18 protein-coding genes and 1 pseudogene are annotated in these 17,473 nt (G+C 45.0%); 5 read left to right on the forward strand and 14 right to left on the reverse strand.

Translation table 11 applies throughout. The features are described 5' to 3' along the window. Positions 1-101: 101 nt before the first annotated feature. From fldA to ubiG, 3 genes are all read right to left on the reverse strand, one after another. A complete protein-coding gene (gene fldA / locus QUB35_RS07625) occupies positions 102-620 on the reverse strand; it encodes a flavodoxin FldA (protein ID WP_333140863.1) in 519 nt (172 codons plus the stop codon). A 162-nt stretch (positions 621-782) separates the two neighbouring features. Beyond that, entirely contained in the window at positions 783-1,109 is a 327-nt protein-coding gene (locus tag QUB35_RS07630; protein WP_333140865.1) for a cupin domain-containing protein, read from the reverse strand. A gap of 486 nt (positions 1,110-1,595) precedes the next feature. Then, positions 1,596-2,441: a bifunctional 2-polyprenyl-6-hydroxyphenol methylase/3-demethylubiquinol 3-O-methyltransferase UbiG gene (gene ubiG, locus QUB35_RS07635; protein ID WP_333140867.1), complete on the reverse strand. Its 846-nt coding sequence runs from the start codon at positions 2,439-2,441 to the stop codon at positions 1,596-1,598. A 225-nt stretch (positions 2,442-2,666) separates the two neighbouring features. Here ubiG and QUB35_RS07640 point away from each other — a divergent pair, with 225 nt between their 5' ends. After that, the gene (locus QUB35_RS07640) at positions 2,667-3,398 is read left to right on the forward strand and encodes a TIGR04283 family arsenosugar biosynthesis glycosyltransferase (RefSeq protein ID WP_333140869.1); all 732 of its coding nucleotides are present in this window, start codon (positions 2,667-2,669) and stop codon (positions 3,396-3,398) included. Positions 3,399-3,412: 14 nt separating this feature from the next. On the opposite strand, the gene QUB35_RS07645 is transcribed toward QUB35_RS07640, so the two are convergent. From QUB35_RS07645 to QUB35_RS07660, 4 genes are all read right to left on the reverse strand, one after another. Further along, positions 3,413-4,465: an acyltransferase gene (locus QUB35_RS07645; protein ID WP_333140871.1), complete on the reverse strand. Its 1,053-nt coding sequence runs from the start codon at positions 4,463-4,465 to the stop codon at positions 3,413-3,415. Positions 4,466-4,819: 354 nt separating this feature from the next. Beyond that, positions 4,820-5,506 carry a DivIVA domain-containing protein gene (locus tag QUB35_RS07650; protein WP_333140873.1) on the reverse strand — a complete coding sequence of 229 codons (687 nt, stop codon included), beginning with the start codon at positions 5,504-5,506 and terminating at the stop codon, positions 4,820-4,822. After that, a complete protein-coding gene (gene coaD, locus QUB35_RS07655; protein ID WP_333140875.1) occupies positions 5,389-5,967 on the reverse strand; it encodes a pantetheine-phosphate adenylyltransferase in 579 nt (192 codons plus the stop codon). The genes QUB35_RS07650 and coaD overlap by 118 nt, the downstream gene beginning before the upstream one ends. A 183-nt stretch (positions 5,968-6,150) precedes the next feature. Continuing rightward, the gene (locus QUB35_RS07660) at positions 6,151-6,978 is read right to left on the reverse strand and encodes a M15 family metallopeptidase (RefSeq protein WP_333140878.1); all 828 of its coding nucleotides are present in this window, start codon (positions 6,976-6,978) and stop codon (positions 6,151-6,153) included. A 399-nt stretch (positions 6,979-7,377) separates the two neighbouring features. Between QUB35_RS07660 and QUB35_RS07665 the strand changes: the two are divergent. Beyond that, positions 7,378-7,997: pseudogene (locus QUB35_RS07665) on the forward strand (IS607 family transposase). 10 nt (positions 7,998-8,007) lie between these two features. Beyond that, positions 8,008-9,135 (forward strand): RNA-guided endonuclease InsQ/TnpB family protein, encoded by a 1,128-nt coding sequence (locus QUB35_RS07670; RefSeq protein WP_445252111.1) that lies wholly within the window; start codon positions 8,008-8,010, stop codon positions 9,133-9,135. Here the strand turns inward: QUB35_RS07670 and QUB35_RS07675 are convergent. Then, positions 9,127-9,264 carry a hypothetical protein gene (locus QUB35_RS07675; RefSeq protein ID WP_445252045.1) on the reverse strand — a complete coding sequence of 46 codons (138 nt, stop codon included), beginning with the start codon at positions 9,262-9,264 and terminating at the stop codon, positions 9,127-9,129. The two genes, QUB35_RS07670 and QUB35_RS07675, sit on opposite strands and share 9 nt — an antisense overlap. A gap of 69 nt (positions 9,265-9,333) precedes the next feature. Then, the gene (locus QUB35_RS07680) at positions 9,334-9,546 is read right to left on the reverse strand and encodes a helix-turn-helix transcriptional regulator (RefSeq protein ID WP_333140882.1); all 213 of its coding nucleotides are present in this window, start codon (positions 9,544-9,546) and stop codon (positions 9,334-9,336) included. A gap of 248 nt (positions 9,547-9,794) precedes the next feature. Between QUB35_RS07680 and QUB35_RS07685 the strand changes: the two genes are divergently transcribed. Continuing rightward, positions 9,795-10,235, forward strand: a complete 441-nt coding sequence (locus QUB35_RS07685; protein ID WP_333140884.1) for a hypothetical protein — start codon at positions 9,795-9,797, stop codon at positions 10,233-10,235. A gap of 33 nt (positions 10,236-10,268) precedes the next feature. Here the strand turns inward: QUB35_RS07685 and QUB35_RS07690 are convergent, their stop codons facing one another. The 3 genes from QUB35_RS07690 to QUB35_RS07700 are packed head-to-tail and all read right to left on the reverse strand — an operon-like array spanning position 10,269 to position 13,219. Next, a complete protein-coding gene (locus tag QUB35_RS07690) occupies positions 10,269-12,458 on the reverse strand; it encodes a pentapeptide repeat-containing protein (RefSeq protein ID WP_333140886.1) in 2,190 nt (729 codons plus the stop codon). 58 nt (positions 12,459-12,516) lie between these two features. Next, positions 12,517-12,903 carry a transcriptional regulator gene (locus QUB35_RS07695; protein WP_333140888.1) on the reverse strand — a complete coding sequence of 129 codons (387 nt, stop codon included), beginning with the start codon at positions 12,901-12,903 and terminating at the stop codon, positions 12,517-12,519. After that, the gene (locus QUB35_RS07700) at positions 12,875-13,219 is read right to left on the reverse strand and encodes a type II toxin-antitoxin system RelE/ParE family toxin (RefSeq protein ID WP_333140890.1); all 345 of its coding nucleotides are present in this window, start codon (positions 13,217-13,219) and stop codon (positions 12,875-12,877) included. Before QUB35_RS07700 ends, QUB35_RS07695 begins: the two co-directional genes overlap by 29 nt. Before the next feature lie 272 nt (positions 13,220-13,491). On the opposite strand from QUB35_RS07700, the gene typA reads away from it, so the two are divergent. Continuing rightward, positions 13,492-15,282 carry a translational GTPase TypA gene (typA, locus tag QUB35_RS07705; RefSeq protein WP_333140892.1) on the forward strand — a complete coding sequence of 597 codons (1,791 nt, stop codon included), beginning with the start codon at positions 13,492-13,494 and terminating at the stop codon, positions 15,280-15,282. Between the two features lie 118 nt (positions 15,283-15,400). On the opposite strand, the gene QUB35_RS07710 is transcribed toward typA, so the two are convergent. Further along, on the reverse strand, positions 15,401-16,147 hold the full coding sequence (locus QUB35_RS07710) for a DUF4276 family protein (protein ID WP_333140894.1): 747 nt from the start codon (positions 16,145-16,147) through the stop codon (positions 15,401-15,403). Continuing rightward, positions 16,147-17,334, reverse strand: coding sequence for an AAA family ATPase (locus QUB35_RS07715; RefSeq protein ID WP_333140896.1), 1,188 nt, complete (start codon positions 17,332-17,334; stop codon positions 16,147-16,149). The genes QUB35_RS07710 and QUB35_RS07715 overlap by 1 nt, the downstream gene beginning before the upstream one ends. Positions 17,335-17,473: the final 139 nt, after the last annotated feature.

Genomic DNA, 17,473 nt, shown 5'->3' on the forward strand with positions numbered 1-17,473 from the left:
TCCAAAGGCTTTGCCTCGCGGAGTAAAATTGGAGGCAGAGCCCCCCGATCTGCGTTACCAGGCCGATCCTGGTAACGAGTAATTGCAAAACCCGCCCACCATTAATCCTCGATCCCAAATTCTGTCTTGAGTTGAGATACCCAAGATTTTACCCGTGCTTCCGTCAGATCGGATTGGTTGTCTTCATCGATCGCAAGACCCAAAAATTTGCCATTAACTACTGCTTTAGATTCATTAAAATCATAGCCGTCTACCGGCCAATAACCGACTGTTTCGCCGCCCAGTTCCGTGATTTTCTCAGCCAAAATCCCCATTGCATCCATAAAATTATCCGGGTATCCTTCTTGGTCGCCAGTTCCCAAATAAGCTACTTTTTTGCCGCTAAAATCAATATCATCAAGTTCTGAGAAAAAGCCTTCCCAGTCGCTTTGCAGTTCGCCGATATTCCAGGTTGGACAGGCGATAATCAGACATTCATATTCAGCAAAATCATCATTTTCAATGCTGCCTATCTCGTGCAAAGTCACGATATCGCCACCAAATTCATCCCGAATCATTTCAGCGACAGACTCTGTTTTGCCAGTTGTAGTTCCGTAGAAAAGACCAATTGATTTCGACATTGTTACTCCGAAGGTGAAACTTGACAGGGTTTGAGATTTATTTTTTTTGATTCAGGATTTGGCATTTCCTGCCTGCAATTCATGCAAAAACAGTAGACGCGATTGTGGCAAACCTGAGAAATCAGGGAGTCAAGACAGCAAGGACACTGTTTTTTCATTGGGTTAAATTTGAAAATTCATCAACCAAGCGGACTCGCTCATATCGGGGTCTGCTTCGCAGTCAATTAGTAACAGATTCAGCGTCGTTTGTACTTTTAGACTGCGCGGGATGCCGGCGGGTACAAACACAAATACTCCGGGTTTTAAAGTGACTGTTCGATCGCACACCGTGAGAGTTCCCCCTCCTTCTAAGACGGCGAGGGTTACATCTTTGGAGTTATCGAGGTCAGGTATTTCGGAATTTTTACCCAAACTCATCAGTTTTTGGCTGTCGGCGGGTTGTCCGTCGCTGATTCGATCGGCGGATGCGGAAACTATTGCTGCTGTCACGGTGATTGACCTCCAGGTACTATTAACTTCCGGCACTTATTGCAATTAATATTCAATAAGCTACCATGCAATTTAGATAAATTGTCAAGAGGAAAACATTAAGATTTGTTACACAAGGCTGTCAAACTCGGTTTACACTCAGCACAAGCAGCCCCAAATTCACACGGGGCGGTGTTTTTGGATGTTCAGACAGCGCAGCGCCAGGGCTTAACGTAAAAAATAGTTGGTAATTATTTGCAGTTACTTCTTGAAAATACGTTTGTAGTGCGATCGCCAATATAGCAATTCTCACTTGCCCGCAATAGAGTAAGGATACGGCGTCGTGCCGTGTCCCTACGGAATATCTGTATTGCACTCAACAGGATAAGGTGTACCGCTGCGTGCGTACCCTAAAAAATGCAATAGAGGCGGGCTTTAGCCGGATTTGTCGATCGCAAAAATCCGTCTTCCACTCGCCCCTAATGACAACAGTTAACAATTAACTGACTAATTCTTCGCCCCAACGCCAACATACATAATCGACTGATCCTCATTAATTTTGATTTTAAACAACCCCGACTTTTTGTAATCCATATAGTTAGCTAGATTAGAGGTTAGAGTTTGAGATACTTGTTTGAAAATACCCGCCGAAGGAAACACCTGCTTTCCGCGTGTAAAATCTTCCCAAAACCCGTGCATTGTGGCTAACATAGCGCCAATTTCGCCAAACATATCAAAACCTTTAATTTCAATCTTGCCAAAACCAATATCCTGCATTACCACAGATAGTTCCTCCGGGGTAATAAATTTTTCCCAATCGTGAACGCCCCGCCTAATCTCCTGCAAAATATTTTCCATCAGCCCAATCATCACAATTTGCGAAGAAAAAGTTCGGTTGATTGTATCAAAAAAGAACAGTCCCCCAGGCTTTAGAATCCTGTGAACCTCAGACACAACTTTTTTGTAATCGGCCACGTGTTCCAAAACATCCACGCAGATTACAACATCAAAGGTATTGTCGTCGTAGGGCATATTTTCGGCAAAACCTTGCCTGTAGTCAATCTCAAAACCGCTGGTAACTGCGTGATTTTGAGCGGCTACAATACATTTGTCCGATCGATCTATTCCAGAAACAATAGCACCTCTCTGGGCCATAAACTCGCAAGAAAAGCCGCCGCCGCACCCGACATCTAAGGTTTTCAGCCCTTGCCAATTAGTCGCGTGTCTGTCGAAAAACTCAAATCTGGGTTTGTTTAGATGGTATAAGGCATAAATTTTAGCATTTTCGTCCCACCAATTGTCGGCATTTTCCTCATAAAATTCTAAATCATTTTTTACTTCTGTTTTATGCACGATTTTCTCAGTCCTGCTTAGGGGAAAATATAGAGGGCGATTGCACTTTGGCTTGATTTTATAGGACGCCCCTCAACCTAATTTTTGTTAAAATTATGAGGTTTCGTGACGAGTTCGCAGGCAGACACCGGGTTTCTGAATCCGCGCGCGTAAGTTCTATTTTATCGTTAGTTGTGAATCGCCACAGTTTTTTATTATAATAGCTCTGGCATAACTTTCAACCAGATGGATCGCGTTTCTATTATCATCCCAGCCCTCAACGAAGCGACTTGTCTGCAACGCACCCTCCGCCAACTCAGCATCCTTAATCCTCCCGCTTGGGAGGTGTTGGTGGTAGACGGCGGCAGTCAAGACGAAACAGTGGCGATCGCACTTTCCGCCGGCATCCGCGTTATTTCTAGCAGTATAGCCGGACGATCCCTGCAAATGAACTTAGGTGCTCAAGTCGCCACCGGTGAAATTCTGTGCTTTCTCCACGCCGATACTTTAGTTCCCGACGACATTGTAGCGGTCATCCAGAAAACATTGTCCGATGCCGAAATTTCCGGCGGCGGGTTTATCTCCCTGATGGCTGGTTCGCAGCAAACAAGATGGGGTTTTTCCCTCCACAATTACCTGAAAACTTATTACGCGCCGCTGTTATTTCGACCTCATTTATTTTTCAAAGGATTGCGCCTGCTGTTTGGCGACCAAGTTATTTTTTGCCGCCGTACCGATTTTTGGGAATGCGAGGGTTTCGATGCTGCGCTGCCAATTATGGAGGAAGCGGATTTGTGTTTGAAGTTAGTGCGACGGGGGAGACTTAAGTTAGTCAATCGGGTAGTGGAAAGTAGCGATCGTCGAGTTGCGAATTGGGGCGAATTTAAAGCTATTGCGATCTATCTTTCGATTGGTTTTTTGTGGGGTTTTGGCGTTTCCCCAAGGTATCTCAAGCAGTTTTATGAAGACATCCGCTGACACACAAAATCAGATTAAATTCCCAGAATGTACTGGCTGTAATTTTTTGGCAAAACTTTCTGCAACAGGTAAATAATCGCCCAACAACCGAACAAAGTGCCTGTCACTAAAAAGCCGAGCTTCAGCAGCGGATGTACGGGGTCAATAAACTTATAAAACACTAACGCCACATATCTCACTACTGTCGAATCCAGGAGATATATAGGGAATGAGTAAGCGGCCAATATTTTGACTAACCCCGATACTCTACTGGGAAGTGCGATACTCTTAGAAAATGCGAGGATCGATAATACGAACAAAATTGCGTATCCTTGAGCAGATAGTTTAAAAAACGAGCGGAGAAACCATCCCTCCGAATTCACTCCACTTATCAGGTAATATTCCCAAATGCTCGCTAGATAAAAAAGTATCGTTGCCCCTAAAATTTGCATTTTTTTCCGTTCGAGAACGGGTTGAATTCTGTCATACGAGCCGCCCAAAAATAGACCAGTTGAAAATGGCAAAATCCAACTGAAAATCCAGCGCTCCATCAAAGGTAGAGGTATTGATATGTATTGGAAAGCGGTTAAGTAGAAGAAGATTGTAAAAATTGCTTGAATTGTTAAGCCCAAAGCCAAAACTTTTCGGGGTTGTAAAAATCTTAATTTCACGAGAAGCCACCACCAGCCGTAGCATTGAACAATCACAACGATGAAGTAATAGGGAGGCAGCACTGAACCCGTCAAGATATCTCTGAGTAATGAAAGTAAATCAAATTTTTGGATTTCTCCCAAATTATTTAAGATGTACAAAGCTACTGACCAAAACAGATAAGGGGGTATAATTTTGGACAGTCTTTTTTTGACTACCAGTGCGGGATTATTTTGATTTTCCAGTTTGTTGGTGAGAAAAAAACCGCTCAACAGTAAAAATGCAGGTACGCAAAATAGTTGCAATGTATCGATCGCCACAAATAAAATTCTGCGATCGCGAAATGCGAAGAACCCAGCATGAGTAATCACAACACTGACGATCGCTAAAGCTCGGATCAAATCAAATTCAGCGAACCGATTAGAAACTTTTTGCATGGTAAAAATTAGATTGTAAAAATTAGAATCAAGTTAGGAATTTTTTGTCTGATACCCAATCCCGGTTTGCTACCCCTTTTATCATTCGGCGGTTGAAACCGCTGCATAGAGTCAAACGAAGTCCGAGCAAAGGGGGACTAAGAGATAAAGAGGGTTTTTAAGCCGGATTTGGTATGAGGATTACAATAGCATAAAATTTTATACTTGCTCCAATCTTCACAAAACTTATGTCTGCCAAAATAAGTCACCGAGTGCGGGGATTGAGGAAGAAAGACTATAGAGACTATTGCGAAAAAAAATCTACCTAAATTAGGTAGACTTTTAGAAATGTTCAAGCAATGAGTTCACTATTGGCTAACCGTTGTTGTGATGGATGTGCGACGCAGAAACACTATCCAACTGCTCGCGCCCGTTGCGGATCACGCGCAGCATATCGCTTAACTTGTGCTCGATATTATCGAGCACTTGGTCGGCATAATCATCGGCTCCGTTTTGAATTTCCTCGCATTCAGCCATCGCCCTGACTCTCATCTCTTCCAATTCCTCTTGAGCCTGGTAGCGAATTTGTTCGACTTCCGCCAGCGTGGCCTGCTGAATTGCCTCGCAGTCGAGCAAAACTTGCTGCCGCAACTGATCTGCCTCTATCTTCGCCTGCTGGAGCAGGCCCATATCGTTTAAAATTTCTGCTGCTCTCTGTTCTGCTGCTTCAATCACTTCCTGAGCGTAAAGTTCCGCCTCTTGAAGCAAGTCGTCCTTGTGCCGGATGATCGTCTCGGCTTCCTGAAAGGCGATCGGCAAATTTAGCCTCACCAAGTCTAACTGATCGAGCAACTGTTCTTCATCCACCAGAGTGCGTCTGGTCATAGGAATTCGCGGGCTGTCGAGAACAATTTCCTCAAGCCTGTTCAATTCCCGCTGGATGTCTACTCCTGCGGTTCGGGTGGGATCTCCGAAGACGGCTGTGTTCTGAGGTGATTCGTTCTCAGTGCCGAGGCCGGTAATGTCGGGTTCGATGCGAGTTGGTTCCTGCTGGCGTAACATTTGTAAATATCTAGGGCGACGTGTTTCGGAACAAGATGATCTACGGAGCCACCAAACTTGGCTATTTCTTTAACTACACTACTACTTAAAAAGCTGTACTCGTTAGAAGTTGCCAAAAAAACTGTTTCAATTTCACCCAGAAGGGTTTTATTGGTGTGGGCCATCTGGAGTTCCATTTCAAAATCTGTTAATACCCGGAGCCCCCGCAGCAGCACTTTGGCTTGTCGAATCTTAGCATAGTTTACTGTCAAACCCTCAAAACTGTCTACTTCTACATTTGGCAAGTGTTGGGTAGAGCGCCGGATCTGCTCGATCCGTTCCTCTACGGTGAAGAGAGGGGTTTTGCTGGGGTTTCTGACTACGGTAACAATTACCCGGTCAAAAAGTTTAGATCCCCGCTCGATAATGTCTGCGTGACCGAAGGTAATGGGGTCAAAGCTGCCTGGATAGATTGCAATCACGAGTTTGGCTCAACGAAGTGGGGGAGTGGGGGAATGTGGGATAGGGGGAGAGTGTGTGGGGGAGTGGGAGAGTCTATTATCCTTGTATCCGTGTAGTGCCTTCCTTCTGACAACTGTCAACCGACAACTGTCAACTGTCAACTGTCAACTGTCAACTGACAACTGTCAACTGTCAACAGACTTCTACTTTTTCATGGAATGAGCTTTGTAGAAAGTTTCGAGGCTTTGCTTGTCGCCCACAAACCGCCAATGCCAAGGCTCGTAACTGACGCCTTGGCGATTGTTTTTGGGGAAGGACATTTCAAAGCTGAAGGCGACGGCGTTGGCTTCTAACCACTTGAATGCTTCGGTATTTTCAAAACTGGGGCTGAGGTTGTGTTCCGGGGCGCTGCCGTCGCCGATGTCGATCGCATAACCGGTGTGGTGTTCGCTGTAACCTGGAGGAGCGCTGACTTCGGCTCGCTTGCTGGCGTTTTGCCTGCGTTCGGCTTTCACGTCAAAAAATACGTGCTGTTGGTCTTGCAGGGAGCGAAAGCCGGATATGGGAGCGAAATAGATGCCTGATGCCGCTGCGGCGTTGGCCATTTCCTGATATTTTGCTGCTGCTGAGGTGCGGAGTTTGACGCTACCGTCGGAGGTGACGCTTACCAAGTCTTTGGCTGGTGCTTCTGGGTACGGCAAGTGTCCCAGCAGGTTTTCTGGGATTGCGGGGACTTTTGGAGTGGTAGCTGGACTCGCGACAGACGGAGACGCGGAACTTGTCGGCGCTGAGTCTTGTTGAGTTTGCTCTGCCTGACTGGTGGCTGGGAACAAGTTAAAGTTGAGGTGCAGCCAGATGCTGACCCCAAAGGCTAATGCGGCCAACCCTAGCAGTTTCCAAATCAGCCCTTTTTTCTTAGACTGACTCTGCCCTGCTTCTGGGTATGGGTGATCTCGCACTGCTTCTGGAATTTCGTCGGCGACAAGCTCCGAGGCTTGCGCGGGTTTTCTTGACAGACTAGCGTTATCCAAGCCAGCTCCACTCCTGCACTTCAATAAGGCTCAACGTTACAAATTGTAGACCGATATGGGCGATCGGACAGCTACAATTGCCGCTGAGAGTATATCATCTCTTTCTGACCTCGCCCCGTCCCATCCGCCAACTCTCGCATTTGTTACTTGGGCCCACAGTCGATCGTCCCTGCGAGGTCGAACTGGTTGGCGCTGGTAGCGCTGGTTTATTTTAAGTGTAATTTGTTACTGTTGTTCGACAAAATCCAACAATTCTTCGATCGACACATCAAACGTCCGCGCCAATTTTAGCAGAGCACCGATGTCAGCCATTGCCATACCGGGCGATCGGTACTCCTCTAGTCGTTAATTTACTGGACAATAATGGACAATAAGCACATAAGCTGAAATAATCAGCTTATGCCAAAATTTGTCAAACCTAATGAAGCAGCTAACACTCGCTTGGGTTTGCCTCCGAACCATCAGGCGATGGGAAGCTCTTATGTAAAATCAACAGGGTCAAAACGCCATCAGGACAACGGCGATATGACATCGAAAAGTTCATTAAAGAAGAATCAGAAGACGGAAGAAGACGTGCCACTGTTATCTATGCTCGCGTCTCTACCCGACCTCAACTTGGCGACCTCCATCGACAAGTTGAGCGACTATCAACGCTCTACCCAAGCGCAGAAGTTATTAAGGAAGTGGCAGGAGGACTCAATCTTAGGCGGAAAGGACTGCTCTCCCTTCTGGGACGAGTTCTCAAAGGAGATGTCAAAGTTATTGTGGTTGCCCACAAAGACAGACTTGCTCGGTTCGGGTTCGACCTCATTGAATGGTTGTGTGAAATCCATGACAGCAAAATCGTGGTTCTCAACCAAGATAGTCGAGAGGACGACCAAGAGCTTGTTGCCGATATCATCGCCATCTTGCATAGTTTCTCCAGTAGACTCTATTCCCTTAGAAAACACGCCAAGCAAATCAAAGAACTCGTACAAGAAGGCACCGAGACACAAGACCAAAAAGCTAGCTCCAAATAAGACGCTTAAAATTCGGGTGTATCCCGAAGCTGAGTTGCATAAAACCTGGAAACAATGGTTGGCTGCTGCCAGATATTGCTACAACAAAGCAATATCTATACTTAAAAACAACCCCAGCCTAAGCGCCTATTCGTTGCGAGATAGCGTAATGAATTCCAACTTACCTGATTGGATAAAAGCCACTCCTAATCATCCAAGAGAAAACGCTATTTTTGATGCTCATGACGCTTGGAAACAGGCTAAAAAGCAGCAAGGAGAGGCTCATTACAGAAGCTGTCGGCAACCCGTGCAAACCATTAAGTTTCATGCCTGTAACTACAAATCTGGTACGTGGTATCCAGGTTTGACAAAGAAGTTAGAAGTCAAAGCTAGCGAAACTCTTCCTGTTGTTTGCGAACACGCAACCCAATTGATACGAGATAGGCAGCGCTGGTTTGCTGTTTTTCCCGTTCGTGTAGAGGAAGTTCTTTCCAAAGCTAGTAAGGTAATTGCGTTAGACCCTGGCGTGAGAACGTTTTTAACTGGCTACGACGGTGAAGCTATTTTAGAGTTTGGCAAGGCAGACATTGGACGCATTCATCGATTGTGTTCTCACCTTGACAAACTAATAGGTAAAGCAGCCAAAGCTGGGCGCAAACAGAAACAGAAAATGTATAAAGCTGCTCACCGAATCAGAAATCGCATTCGCAATTTGATTGATGAATGTCACAAGCAGGTTGCCAATTATTTAACCACAAACTACAAAATCATCTTTCTGCCCAAATTTGAAACCTCTCAAATGGTTATCAAGTCAAAACGCAAGCTGAATACTAAAACAGCTAGAGCAATGTTGACTTGGGCAAGCTACCGATTTAAGACATTTCTTAAGTCTTTGGCCGGGCGTCGTGGCGTTGTGGTTGTGGATGTCAACGAATCCTATACTAGCAAGACTTGCACCCATTGCGGATTTCAGCATGACAAGTTAGGCGGCTCCAAAACATTCAAATGCCCTCGATGCGGTCATGAACACGACCGAGACTGGGGTGGCGCACGGAATATTATGCTCCGTGCTTTGAGGGACGGCTCCTTTGCTCTCAACCTAGCCGTTGGAAGCATTGCTATCGCGTCAGATGTGTTTGTCCACATATGTTCAGCGTAATACCGTCAGGGCATAACTTTTAACAGTATTGTAGGATACTCCAGAGCGATCGGCTACTTCCTTTAGCGTCCAGCCTTCCCTAGCAGCAAACTCTCTGATCCGCAATTTAACCAATTCGCCTCTTGACATCAGGGTGAAATTTCACCTCACCTATATATGAGATTGAAAGCGCCGACCACCGCAACCGCAGGACGGGGCCTAATCTTCCACAACCTCAAACAAATCTTCAATCAACAGGTCAAAAGTTCGAGCTAATTTTTGCAAATGAGTAACGTCAACCGTTGCTAACCCGGGCGAACGAGCATAATTCTTAAGCGTGCTGTAGTGAACTCCCGATCGCTCAGAAACCTCTGTCAAAGTCCAACCCTTCTCGGCAGCCAGCTCTCGAATCCGCAACTTAACCAATCCCATTTCTTGACAATAGGCCAGTATTGGCCTTAAAATATTTACATCATAAATAGCGATCGCCCCCCGGCGTCGAAAACTGAAGAGCGAACAGCTATTTATTCAAATGACCGACAATTTGGCATTCACCAACAAAAAGTAGGATTCACCAACAAAAAGTAGGATTCACCAACAAAAAGTAGGATTCACCCAAAATCAAGTCGCATTCACCCACAAAAGTCGGAGTCACCCCAAAAAAGTCGGAGTCACCAACCATGATACCAAAACAAAACTCAGAAGCCAAGCAAATAAATCCACTCTCTCGCTTTGTAACCAAAGAAGCAGTTGCCAAAGTCTTGAAAGTCAAGCCAGAACAGATTCGGGACATTCGCTGCTGGGCTTACGTCATCCACGTTGTCGGAGTTGGGATTAGTCGGTTTGTCAGCTACGGAGATATGCCGCCAATTTTAGGAGTCGAACCGCCGACGCTGCAAGATTGCATTCGGTGGCGGAAACGCTGGAGAAGCAGCCAACATCAAGCACCGATATTTTGGGTAGATTTTTATGAGGGGAAATTTCGGCAGTCTCGCGGTGTGGAAGAACTCTACAACTGGGGTAAGTTGGTAGGTAAGATTAAGCACGGGTTGTCAGAATTGCAGGTAGAGGGGCTGCGGAATATTTATTGTGTGGTGAAAGAGTGTATTCACGCTTGTTGAGTAGAGTTTGTTTAGCAAACCCCTTAACTAATTTTATTCGTGAGTAGCTCCATCTGGCATAATTGCACCAGTGAGTTTAACATTTCCCAAGTTTGCTCCTCCTATTTTTGCACCCGTTAAGTTAGCGCCAGATAAGTCTGCATAGTCTAATCTTGCTGCACGGATGTCTGCTGAAATTAGATCAGCACCACCCAGCTTTGCACCGTATAAATCAGCTTGCCGCAAGTCAGCTTCAGTTAAGTCTGCTGTGGTTAAATCAGCCTGAGACAATCTTGCATCGTTCAAGTTAACTTGTCTTAAATTAGATCGGCTCAAATTTGTGCCCTCTAGGTTTGCTCCCTGAAGTTTGGCCCCACTCAAATTCGCATCTCTCAAATTAGAACTATTCAATTGTGCAGAAATCAAATTAGCACCTTGTAAATTGGCTCCCATCAAGTTAACACTGCTCAAGTCCCTACCAGTTAGATCGACATTTGGCAGCGATACATAAGGAGCAATTAAGTAAGCGCCCGCTTTCACGGGATCGAAATCAGTAGGAAATAAAGTTGCTTCATTGTAAATCGCTCCTTGAAGCTGAACTCCTTTGAGATTTGCTCGATCGAGGTTGGCTTCTAAAAGGTTAGAATTACTCAGATTTGCATTTGTCAAATCAGCATTTTTTAGGTCTACTTTCCTCAAGTATAGCCCGCTCAAGTTAGCTTCAGCCAGGTTTGCAGTTGTGAATTTGGGTCGTGTGTGATGTTGGCTAACGTGAGATCCGCTGAGGTTTGCACCGTTCAAATCGGCTTCACTAAAATTTGCATTTTCTAGTTTTGCTCCTCTTAAACTCGCCTTGCTCAATTTTGCATTTTCTAGTTTAGCTGATTGTAAATTAGCCTGAGCGAGGTTGGCATTGATTAAATTTGCCTGATGCAGATTGGCACTGGATAAATTAGCCTGAGACAAGTTGGCATTTACCAAGTTGGCTTGATGCAGATTGGCACTAGATAAATTAGCCTGAGAAAGGTTGGCGTTGACTAAGTTTGCCTGATGCAGATTGGTGCTGGATAAATTTGTATTCGAGAGATTAGTCATTGATAAATTAGCCTGACTAAAATTTGTGCCATCAAAACGTGCATCCCTCATATCTGCTCCCTTCAAAATTGCCCCACTAAGATTTACTGCCTGCCAAGTTGTACCAATCAAATTAGCTTTATTCAGATTAGCCTTACTCAAATTAACACCAGAATTTAGACGCTTTCCGCTCAAATCAGCACCAGCTAAATTAATCCCTGTAAAATCTCTTTCTCCCTGAGTGCAACGCTCCCAAAACTCCTCAACGGCAACAACAGGTTCTCGACATTCCTCAGACTCATCCTCCACATCCTCACAGCTATCCTCTAAAGCAATATCTTCAGCATCCACCGCTAATCCTTCCAAATAATCGGCTCGATCCAGGTAATCCGAACTCGCTACAAACCGCCTTTCTATCTCCTCCTCATTTAATACCTCGCTGCTTTCAAATCGCTCAATTAATTGCTTGACAATTTGGCAGTCAGTCGTGCGAATTCCCACTTCTTTTTCTGCACTTTGGTCGTTGTTAGTCAGCAAGTTATGACTACCCAACATGGCAAAACTAGAATCACAGACTAAAAAGTTTTCGTGAGTTCCCAATAAAGAGAGACAAAATTTATCTGGATATTCGCTGGCTAATTCTTGCAAATCTGCCAAAGCATTGTAGCGCCATCCCTTGCCGATTTTTTGCCTGTCTCCCAGATAACCCCAACCAATATTTATCAAACATCCTCGGTTCAAACACGCTCTAAATTTTTGCAGCAATTCATCATTAATGCTGTTACAATTGAGCCAAGGGCAAACAATAATCAGCCGCTCTTGAGCTAGTGATAAAGCTTCCATCAACACAGCGCGACTGTTAGGACGATCGCATACTAACTGATACTGAAAGTCTGACTTTTGCTTTTCTGTCTCGGTGTCAAGCTCGATCGGTCGATCGGCAATGACAGACATATCGCCATTTCCCAAATCACACGGCTGTTGCAGGGACGCAATTTCAGCCGTCAAACTTTCTAGCATTTGCGGTTCAGGGCGATCGTTAAATCGCTGTTCCTGTGCCTCTAACTGCCTCTTAAGTTTGGCTAAATATTTTTTCAGAATAACTTGCTCTTCTTCAATCTGCAATACTCTCGTGGCTATTGATACTAAATCTAGTTCGGTTTCTGACATAGTGCTACCCTAAAATCAAAAAAACTTAAAAAGCCATGTTTGGGAAATGGGCGAGTCATCAAACATTACCAACTTCCGCCAATTCAGCAGTACCAACAGAATCTTCCTCTTCCCCTTTATCCCCTTCATCAACCACAACCGTTAACTTCAATCCCAAAGCCTTCAGCCAATTAGCCAAAGCATAAATTGTGGCGCTTCCATTCTGCGACAACAAAACATCTAATTTTTCCAGATGCAATGAGGCCTCCTCATCAGACATAATTGGTTCGCCCAGAGCCTCAAATACATCTCGAAGCGATTTTCGCATTATTCCCATCTCTAAATCGCCTTCTTCCTCTTCTTCAAAGATCAGTGAGAGGTAAGCAGCAGCATAATTTGGGTCTTTGAAATTGGAAATTTTAAAAGAATGATAACTATCACTCGTCGGCACTTTGGCGTCTTTCATAATCTCTCCAGTATTCCTGAGCTTTAACAATGTCTTGGTCTTGAGTGCTTTTATCTCCACCGCACAGGATAAGCACAATCGTAGCTCCCGCTTGTCCAAAGTAGATTCGGTAGCCCGGGCCATAGTCAATCCTTAATTCCCAGACTCCTGCGCCAACTGAGCGATAGTCTCCTAAGTTGCCACCGCTAACCCGCTGAAGCCTTTTATCAATCCTAATTTTAGCGTTAACATCCCGCAGGGTTGTAAACCATTCTGCAAAGGGAACTGTGCCATTTTGTCTGATATAACGCTGAATATCTCTGGGTTGTACTTCCATAAAGTCGATCGTACTTGCACCCTCATCTTAATATCGGCGATCGCCCCGTATCCAACCTTCTTCACCAGGGCCAACTCAAGATCGCCGATCGAAAGGAACTCTGCCGTCAGGGGTAGTGTAACGCTCAATTTCTTTCGGTTGCGCTTCCATAATCTTGATTCTAGCGACGATCGCACTCCAATCTTACAGCCCCGCCCGATCGGCCCTTGACTCCATGCGCTACAATTATTAAGAAATCTTTAGTTAGATCCGTTTAACGTTCCAGACGCATTATGAGTCTTCCCATTCGCAACGTCGCCATCATTGCTCACGTCGATCACGGCAAAACCACCCTTGTGGACGCTCTCCTCAGACAGTCCGGGATCTTCCGCGAAGGGGAAGAAATCCCAGATTGCGTCATGGACTCCAACGACATCGAGCGCGAACGTGGCATTACCATCCTTTCCAAAAACACCGCCGTCAGGTACGGAGAAACCCTGATCAACATCGTCGATACCCCCGGACACGCGGACTTCGGCGGAGAAGTCGAACGAGTTCTCGGCATGGTTGACGGCTGTCTGCTGATCGTAGACGCCAACGAAGGCCCGATGCCGCAAACGCGGTTCGTGCTCAAAAAAGCCCTAGAAAAAGGACTGCGCCCGATCGTCTTTGTGAATAAGATCGATCGCGATCGAGCAGACCCCCACAAAGCCGTCGATAAAGTTTTGGATCTGTTCCTCGAACTAGGTGCTGACGACGATCAGTGCGAATTTCCCTATCTCTTCGGTTCCGGCTTAAGCGGTTACGCCAAAAAACACCTCGAAGACGAAGGGGTAGATATGAAGCCCCTCTTTGAAGAAATCCTCGACCACGTACCACCCCCCGTAGGCGACCCCAACAAGCCGCTGCAACTGCAAGTAACCACCTTAGATTACTCAGAATACGTCGGTCGCATCGTCATCGGTCGCATCCACAATGGCACAATTAGAGTTGGTCAACAAGCAGTCTTGATCACAGAAAGCGGCGCGCTTGTCAAATCAAAAATTACCAAATTGATGGGCTTTGAAGGCCTGAAGCGGATAGATATCCCAGAATCTACTGCTGGTAATCTTGTCGCCGTTGCCGGTTTTGCTGATGCGTATATTGGCGAGACAATTACTTGTCCGAACGACCCGCAAGCGCTGCCTTTAATCAAAGTAGACGAACCGACTTTGCAGATGACTTTCTCCGTGAACGATTCGCCGTTCTGCGGTCAAGAAGGTAGTTTGGTAACATCGCGGCAAATTCGCGATCGGCTGATGCGAGAACTCCAAACCAACGTCGCCTTGCGCGTCGAAGAAACCGACTCTCCCGACAAATTCCTCGTATCCGGCCGTGGCGAACTCCACCTCGGAATCCTGATCGAAAATATGCGTCGCGAAGGATACGAATTTCAAGTATCCCAACCGCAAGTAATCTTCCGCGAAGTCGGCGGTCGTCCCTGCGAACCTTTTGAATGTTTGGTGTTAGACGTACCCGAAGAAGCAGTCGGCGGCTGCATCGAACGCCTCGGTCAGCGGAAAGCAGAAATGCAAGATATGCACGTCAGCAGCACCGGTCGCACCCAAATCGAATTTTCAGTCCCCGCTCGCGGTTTGATTGGATTCCGAGGCGAGTTCATGCGGTTGACTCGCGGCGCTGGAATTATGAACCACAGCTTCCTCGACTATCGCCCCCTGGGTGGAGAAATTGTCGCCCGTCGCAACGGAGTATTGATTTCCTTTGAAGAAGGAGTTGCAACTACTTATTCACTGAAAAATGCTGAAGACCGCGGCGTGTTTTTCATTACCCCCGGAACCAAGGTTTACAGAGGGATGATTATCGGAGAAAACAACCGAGATGAAGACATGGAGCTGAATATTTGCAAGTCGAAGCAGTTGACAAACCACCGCGCATCTGGCGGTGAAGAATTGGCGCAATTGCAAGCACCAGTCGATATGAGTTTGGAACGCGCTTTGGAGTACATCGGGCAGGATGAATTGGTTGAAGTAACACCGAAATCCATTCGCTTGCGGAAGGTTTCTAAGAAGTTGGTAAAACGCTAAAACAACTTGTAGGGTGCACAATGTGCACCTTACTGGTGAAACGCTAAAAAAGCTTGTAGGGTGCACAATGTGCACCTTAAATTTTATCTGCCGTAAAAACCTGCCAGAACTTAAAAAATTAAATATTATCCAATTGTGCTTTGGTTATTTTACTTAATTCTCCACTTGAAAGCTGATATTTATCGGTAGCTATTTGCCCCAAAGCCTTTAAACACCATGCAAATAAGGTTCTCAGAGAAGCACAAGTATTCGGATTAGATAAAACCTTTTCAAGATCAAGTCTATCGAGAATTCGGCCGCCGTGTTCCTTTTCATTAAATCCCGAATATATCTGTTTTAGTTCACCTTTGGGATGGCGAATCGTTTCCACATCTCCCTCGTAATCGTTTAAGCTGGTTCCTAACACTGCATTGACGGTAGCAGCATCAGCGAAGTAGTATGCCTCTAGCATATTCACTAAAAAGTGAACTGAAGCACGGTGTTTTTTGTCGCGCAAAATAGGATCAAGTGCATTTCGGTATCTCTCAAAAATTTGTTGTGCTTGATCGGTTCGATTGTGTTCTAGGTCATCCAATAGCAGGACATAAGTACATGGATCTTTTAAGTAATCTCTCGCTGGGAATCCAATTCTTACAACATCATTATTAGGAATCTTTTTACCACTTCCAACCATCTCAAGGTTTTTCTCTGAAGTTCTTACGCCTAGCTGCTCAACCTTGCGAATAACTTCAAAATAGCAAATACCCAATTCCATCAGAGTTCTAAATAACTTGGGAATGTGTTCCTCTTCCGTTTTTCCTGTTACCAGCAATCCAAACTTGAAAAAATAACAGTGCTGGTCACTCGTAGTATCGTGACTCTTCATTAACTTGCTACCTCTAATGCAGATTTACTTTGAGGCGCAATCATCTCAGCCATATATAGCGATCCAGTAGCATATTCTTCTAGTAAATCTTGAATACCTTCTATCTCACTGATCCTTTTGAGGACGGTTTTTCCTTCCTTGTCAAGTTCCGCAGTCAAAATATTTTCTGGTTCAAATTGACTAATTAATACAGGTGAATGAGTCGCAATAAAAACCTGCTTATTCCATTTTTCAGTAGCGAGTTTTACAGCTTTAGCAAAAACAGCTAAAGCCCAAGGATGAAGCGAGATTTCAGGCTCATCAAATAAAATTAGTGAATAACGATTCTGTCCTTCAGAGAACAAAGCTGTGAGATTAATCAGCATCTGGAGATGACCGTCAGATACTCCTGATGATCTAATTGGTTTGCGCCGTCCTTTTTCTAAGAAGTTGCCATAGACTGTGTATCGACCTGTTTGTTCAAAAAACAGATTATCAAAAGCTGGAAAGCTCTCTTGCATAAAACTGATGATTGTATCGTAGCGTTCATCAATGACTCGCTTATCATGTAAATTCCGCAAAACTGACCATAAATTTTCGCACCTGTCTTGTAATCGCTCTCCAGAATCAGATTCTGAACCAAATCGCTTTATCTTGAACAAAGAAGCTGACCGGGAGTTATAGTTGCGAACAACGCGCAATAAGTTGTCTATGTTAGAGGCAGCGGGTTCGCTATTCTCAAATGCTATATATCGGGTTAGGGCTAATTTCTCTGGTTCTCTAAGTGTAATGAATTCTAATTCTTGCAGGTCTGTACGATAAACCTGAGCTTTGTCACTGCCTATAATGCGAACAATCAATTTATTATCATGATTGGAAAAAAGCTTTTCTCCCGCAAAAGGTTCGATTCTACCTGAAGAATAACCAAATGAAACTTCGTATTCACCCGATGGGGTTACAATTTTGATTGATATATTTTCCCCCTCATCGGCTCCATCCCACAGCAGACCAATCCCATGATCTCTCTCAGAAGAAGCTAAATCAACACCCCTGATGGCACAGTCTCGCACAAACCAGATGGTATCGAGTAATGTAGTTTTTCCAGCTCCATTAGGGCCGAAGATAATGTTGAGAGGGTTGATTTGAATGTTTACATCTGCTAGTGAGCGAAAATTTTTGATTTGCAAATGAGTTAGTTGATTTGACATAAGGTGCTATTTATTTTATGATAGTTTTCTATATCATAGTCTGCTTTTTATGTCAATCGACACATCGGGATTCTCATGCCCGATCGCGCGATCGACTAACCGCCACAATATGTTTTAATTTATATTTGAGCAAAATCCA

The sequence above is a fragment of the Microcoleus sp. B13-B6 genome (assembly GCF_036705405.1).
Taxonomy (GTDB): domain Bacteria; phylum Cyanobacteriota; class Cyanobacteriia; order Cyanobacteriales; family Microcoleaceae; genus Microcoleus.

Excerpts from the sequence above, each read along its gene's own strand:
- QUB35_RS07700 (WP_333140890.1), bottom strand. The coding sequence starts at position 13,219 with ATGGAAGTACAACCCAGAGATATTCAGCGTTATATCAGACAAAATGGC.
- QUB35_RS07710 (WP_333140894.1), bottom strand. The coding sequence starts at position 16,147 with ATGAAGAGTCACGATACTACGAGTGACCAGCACTGTTATTTTTTCAAG.
- QUB35_RS07645 (WP_333140871.1), bottom strand. The coding sequence starts at position 4,465 with ATGCAAAAAGTTTCTAATCGGTTCGCTGAATTTGATTTGATCCGAGCT.
- typA (WP_333140892.1), top strand. The coding sequence starts at position 13,492 with ATGAGTCTTCCCATTCGCAACGTCGCCATCATTGCTCACGTCGATCAC.
- QUB35_RS07680 (WP_333140882.1), bottom strand. The coding sequence starts at position 9,546 with ATGGGATTGGTTAAGTTGCGGATTCGAGAGCTGGCTGCCGAGAAGGGT.
- fldA (WP_333140863.1), bottom strand. The coding sequence starts at position 620 with ATGTCGAAATCAATTGGTCTTTTCTACGGAACTACAACTGGCAAAACA.
- QUB35_RS07685 (WP_333140884.1), top strand. The coding sequence starts at position 9,795 with ATGATACCAAAACAAAACTCAGAAGCCAAGCAAATAAATCCACTCTCT.
- QUB35_RS07715 (WP_333140896.1), bottom strand. The coding sequence starts at position 17,334 with ATGTCAAATCAACTAACTCATTTGCAAATCAAAAATTTTCGCTCACTA.
- QUB35_RS07690 (WP_333140886.1), bottom strand. The coding sequence starts at position 12,458 with ATGTCAGAAACCGAACTAGATTTAGTATCAATAGCCACGAGAGTATTG.
- QUB35_RS07695 (WP_333140888.1), bottom strand. The coding sequence starts at position 12,903 with ATGAAAGACGCCAAAGTGCCGACGAGTGATAGTTATCATTCTTTTAAA.
- QUB35_RS07650 (WP_333140873.1), bottom strand. The coding sequence starts at position 5,506 with ATGTTACGCCAGCAGGAACCAACTCGCATCGAACCCGACATTACCGGC.
- QUB35_RS07675 (WP_445252045.1), bottom strand. The coding sequence starts at position 9,264 with ATGTCAAGAGGCGAATTGGTTAAATTGCGGATCAGAGAGTTTGCTGCT.
- QUB35_RS07640 (WP_333140869.1), top strand. The coding sequence starts at position 2,667 with ATGGATCGCGTTTCTATTATCATCCCAGCCCTCAACGAAGCGACTTGT.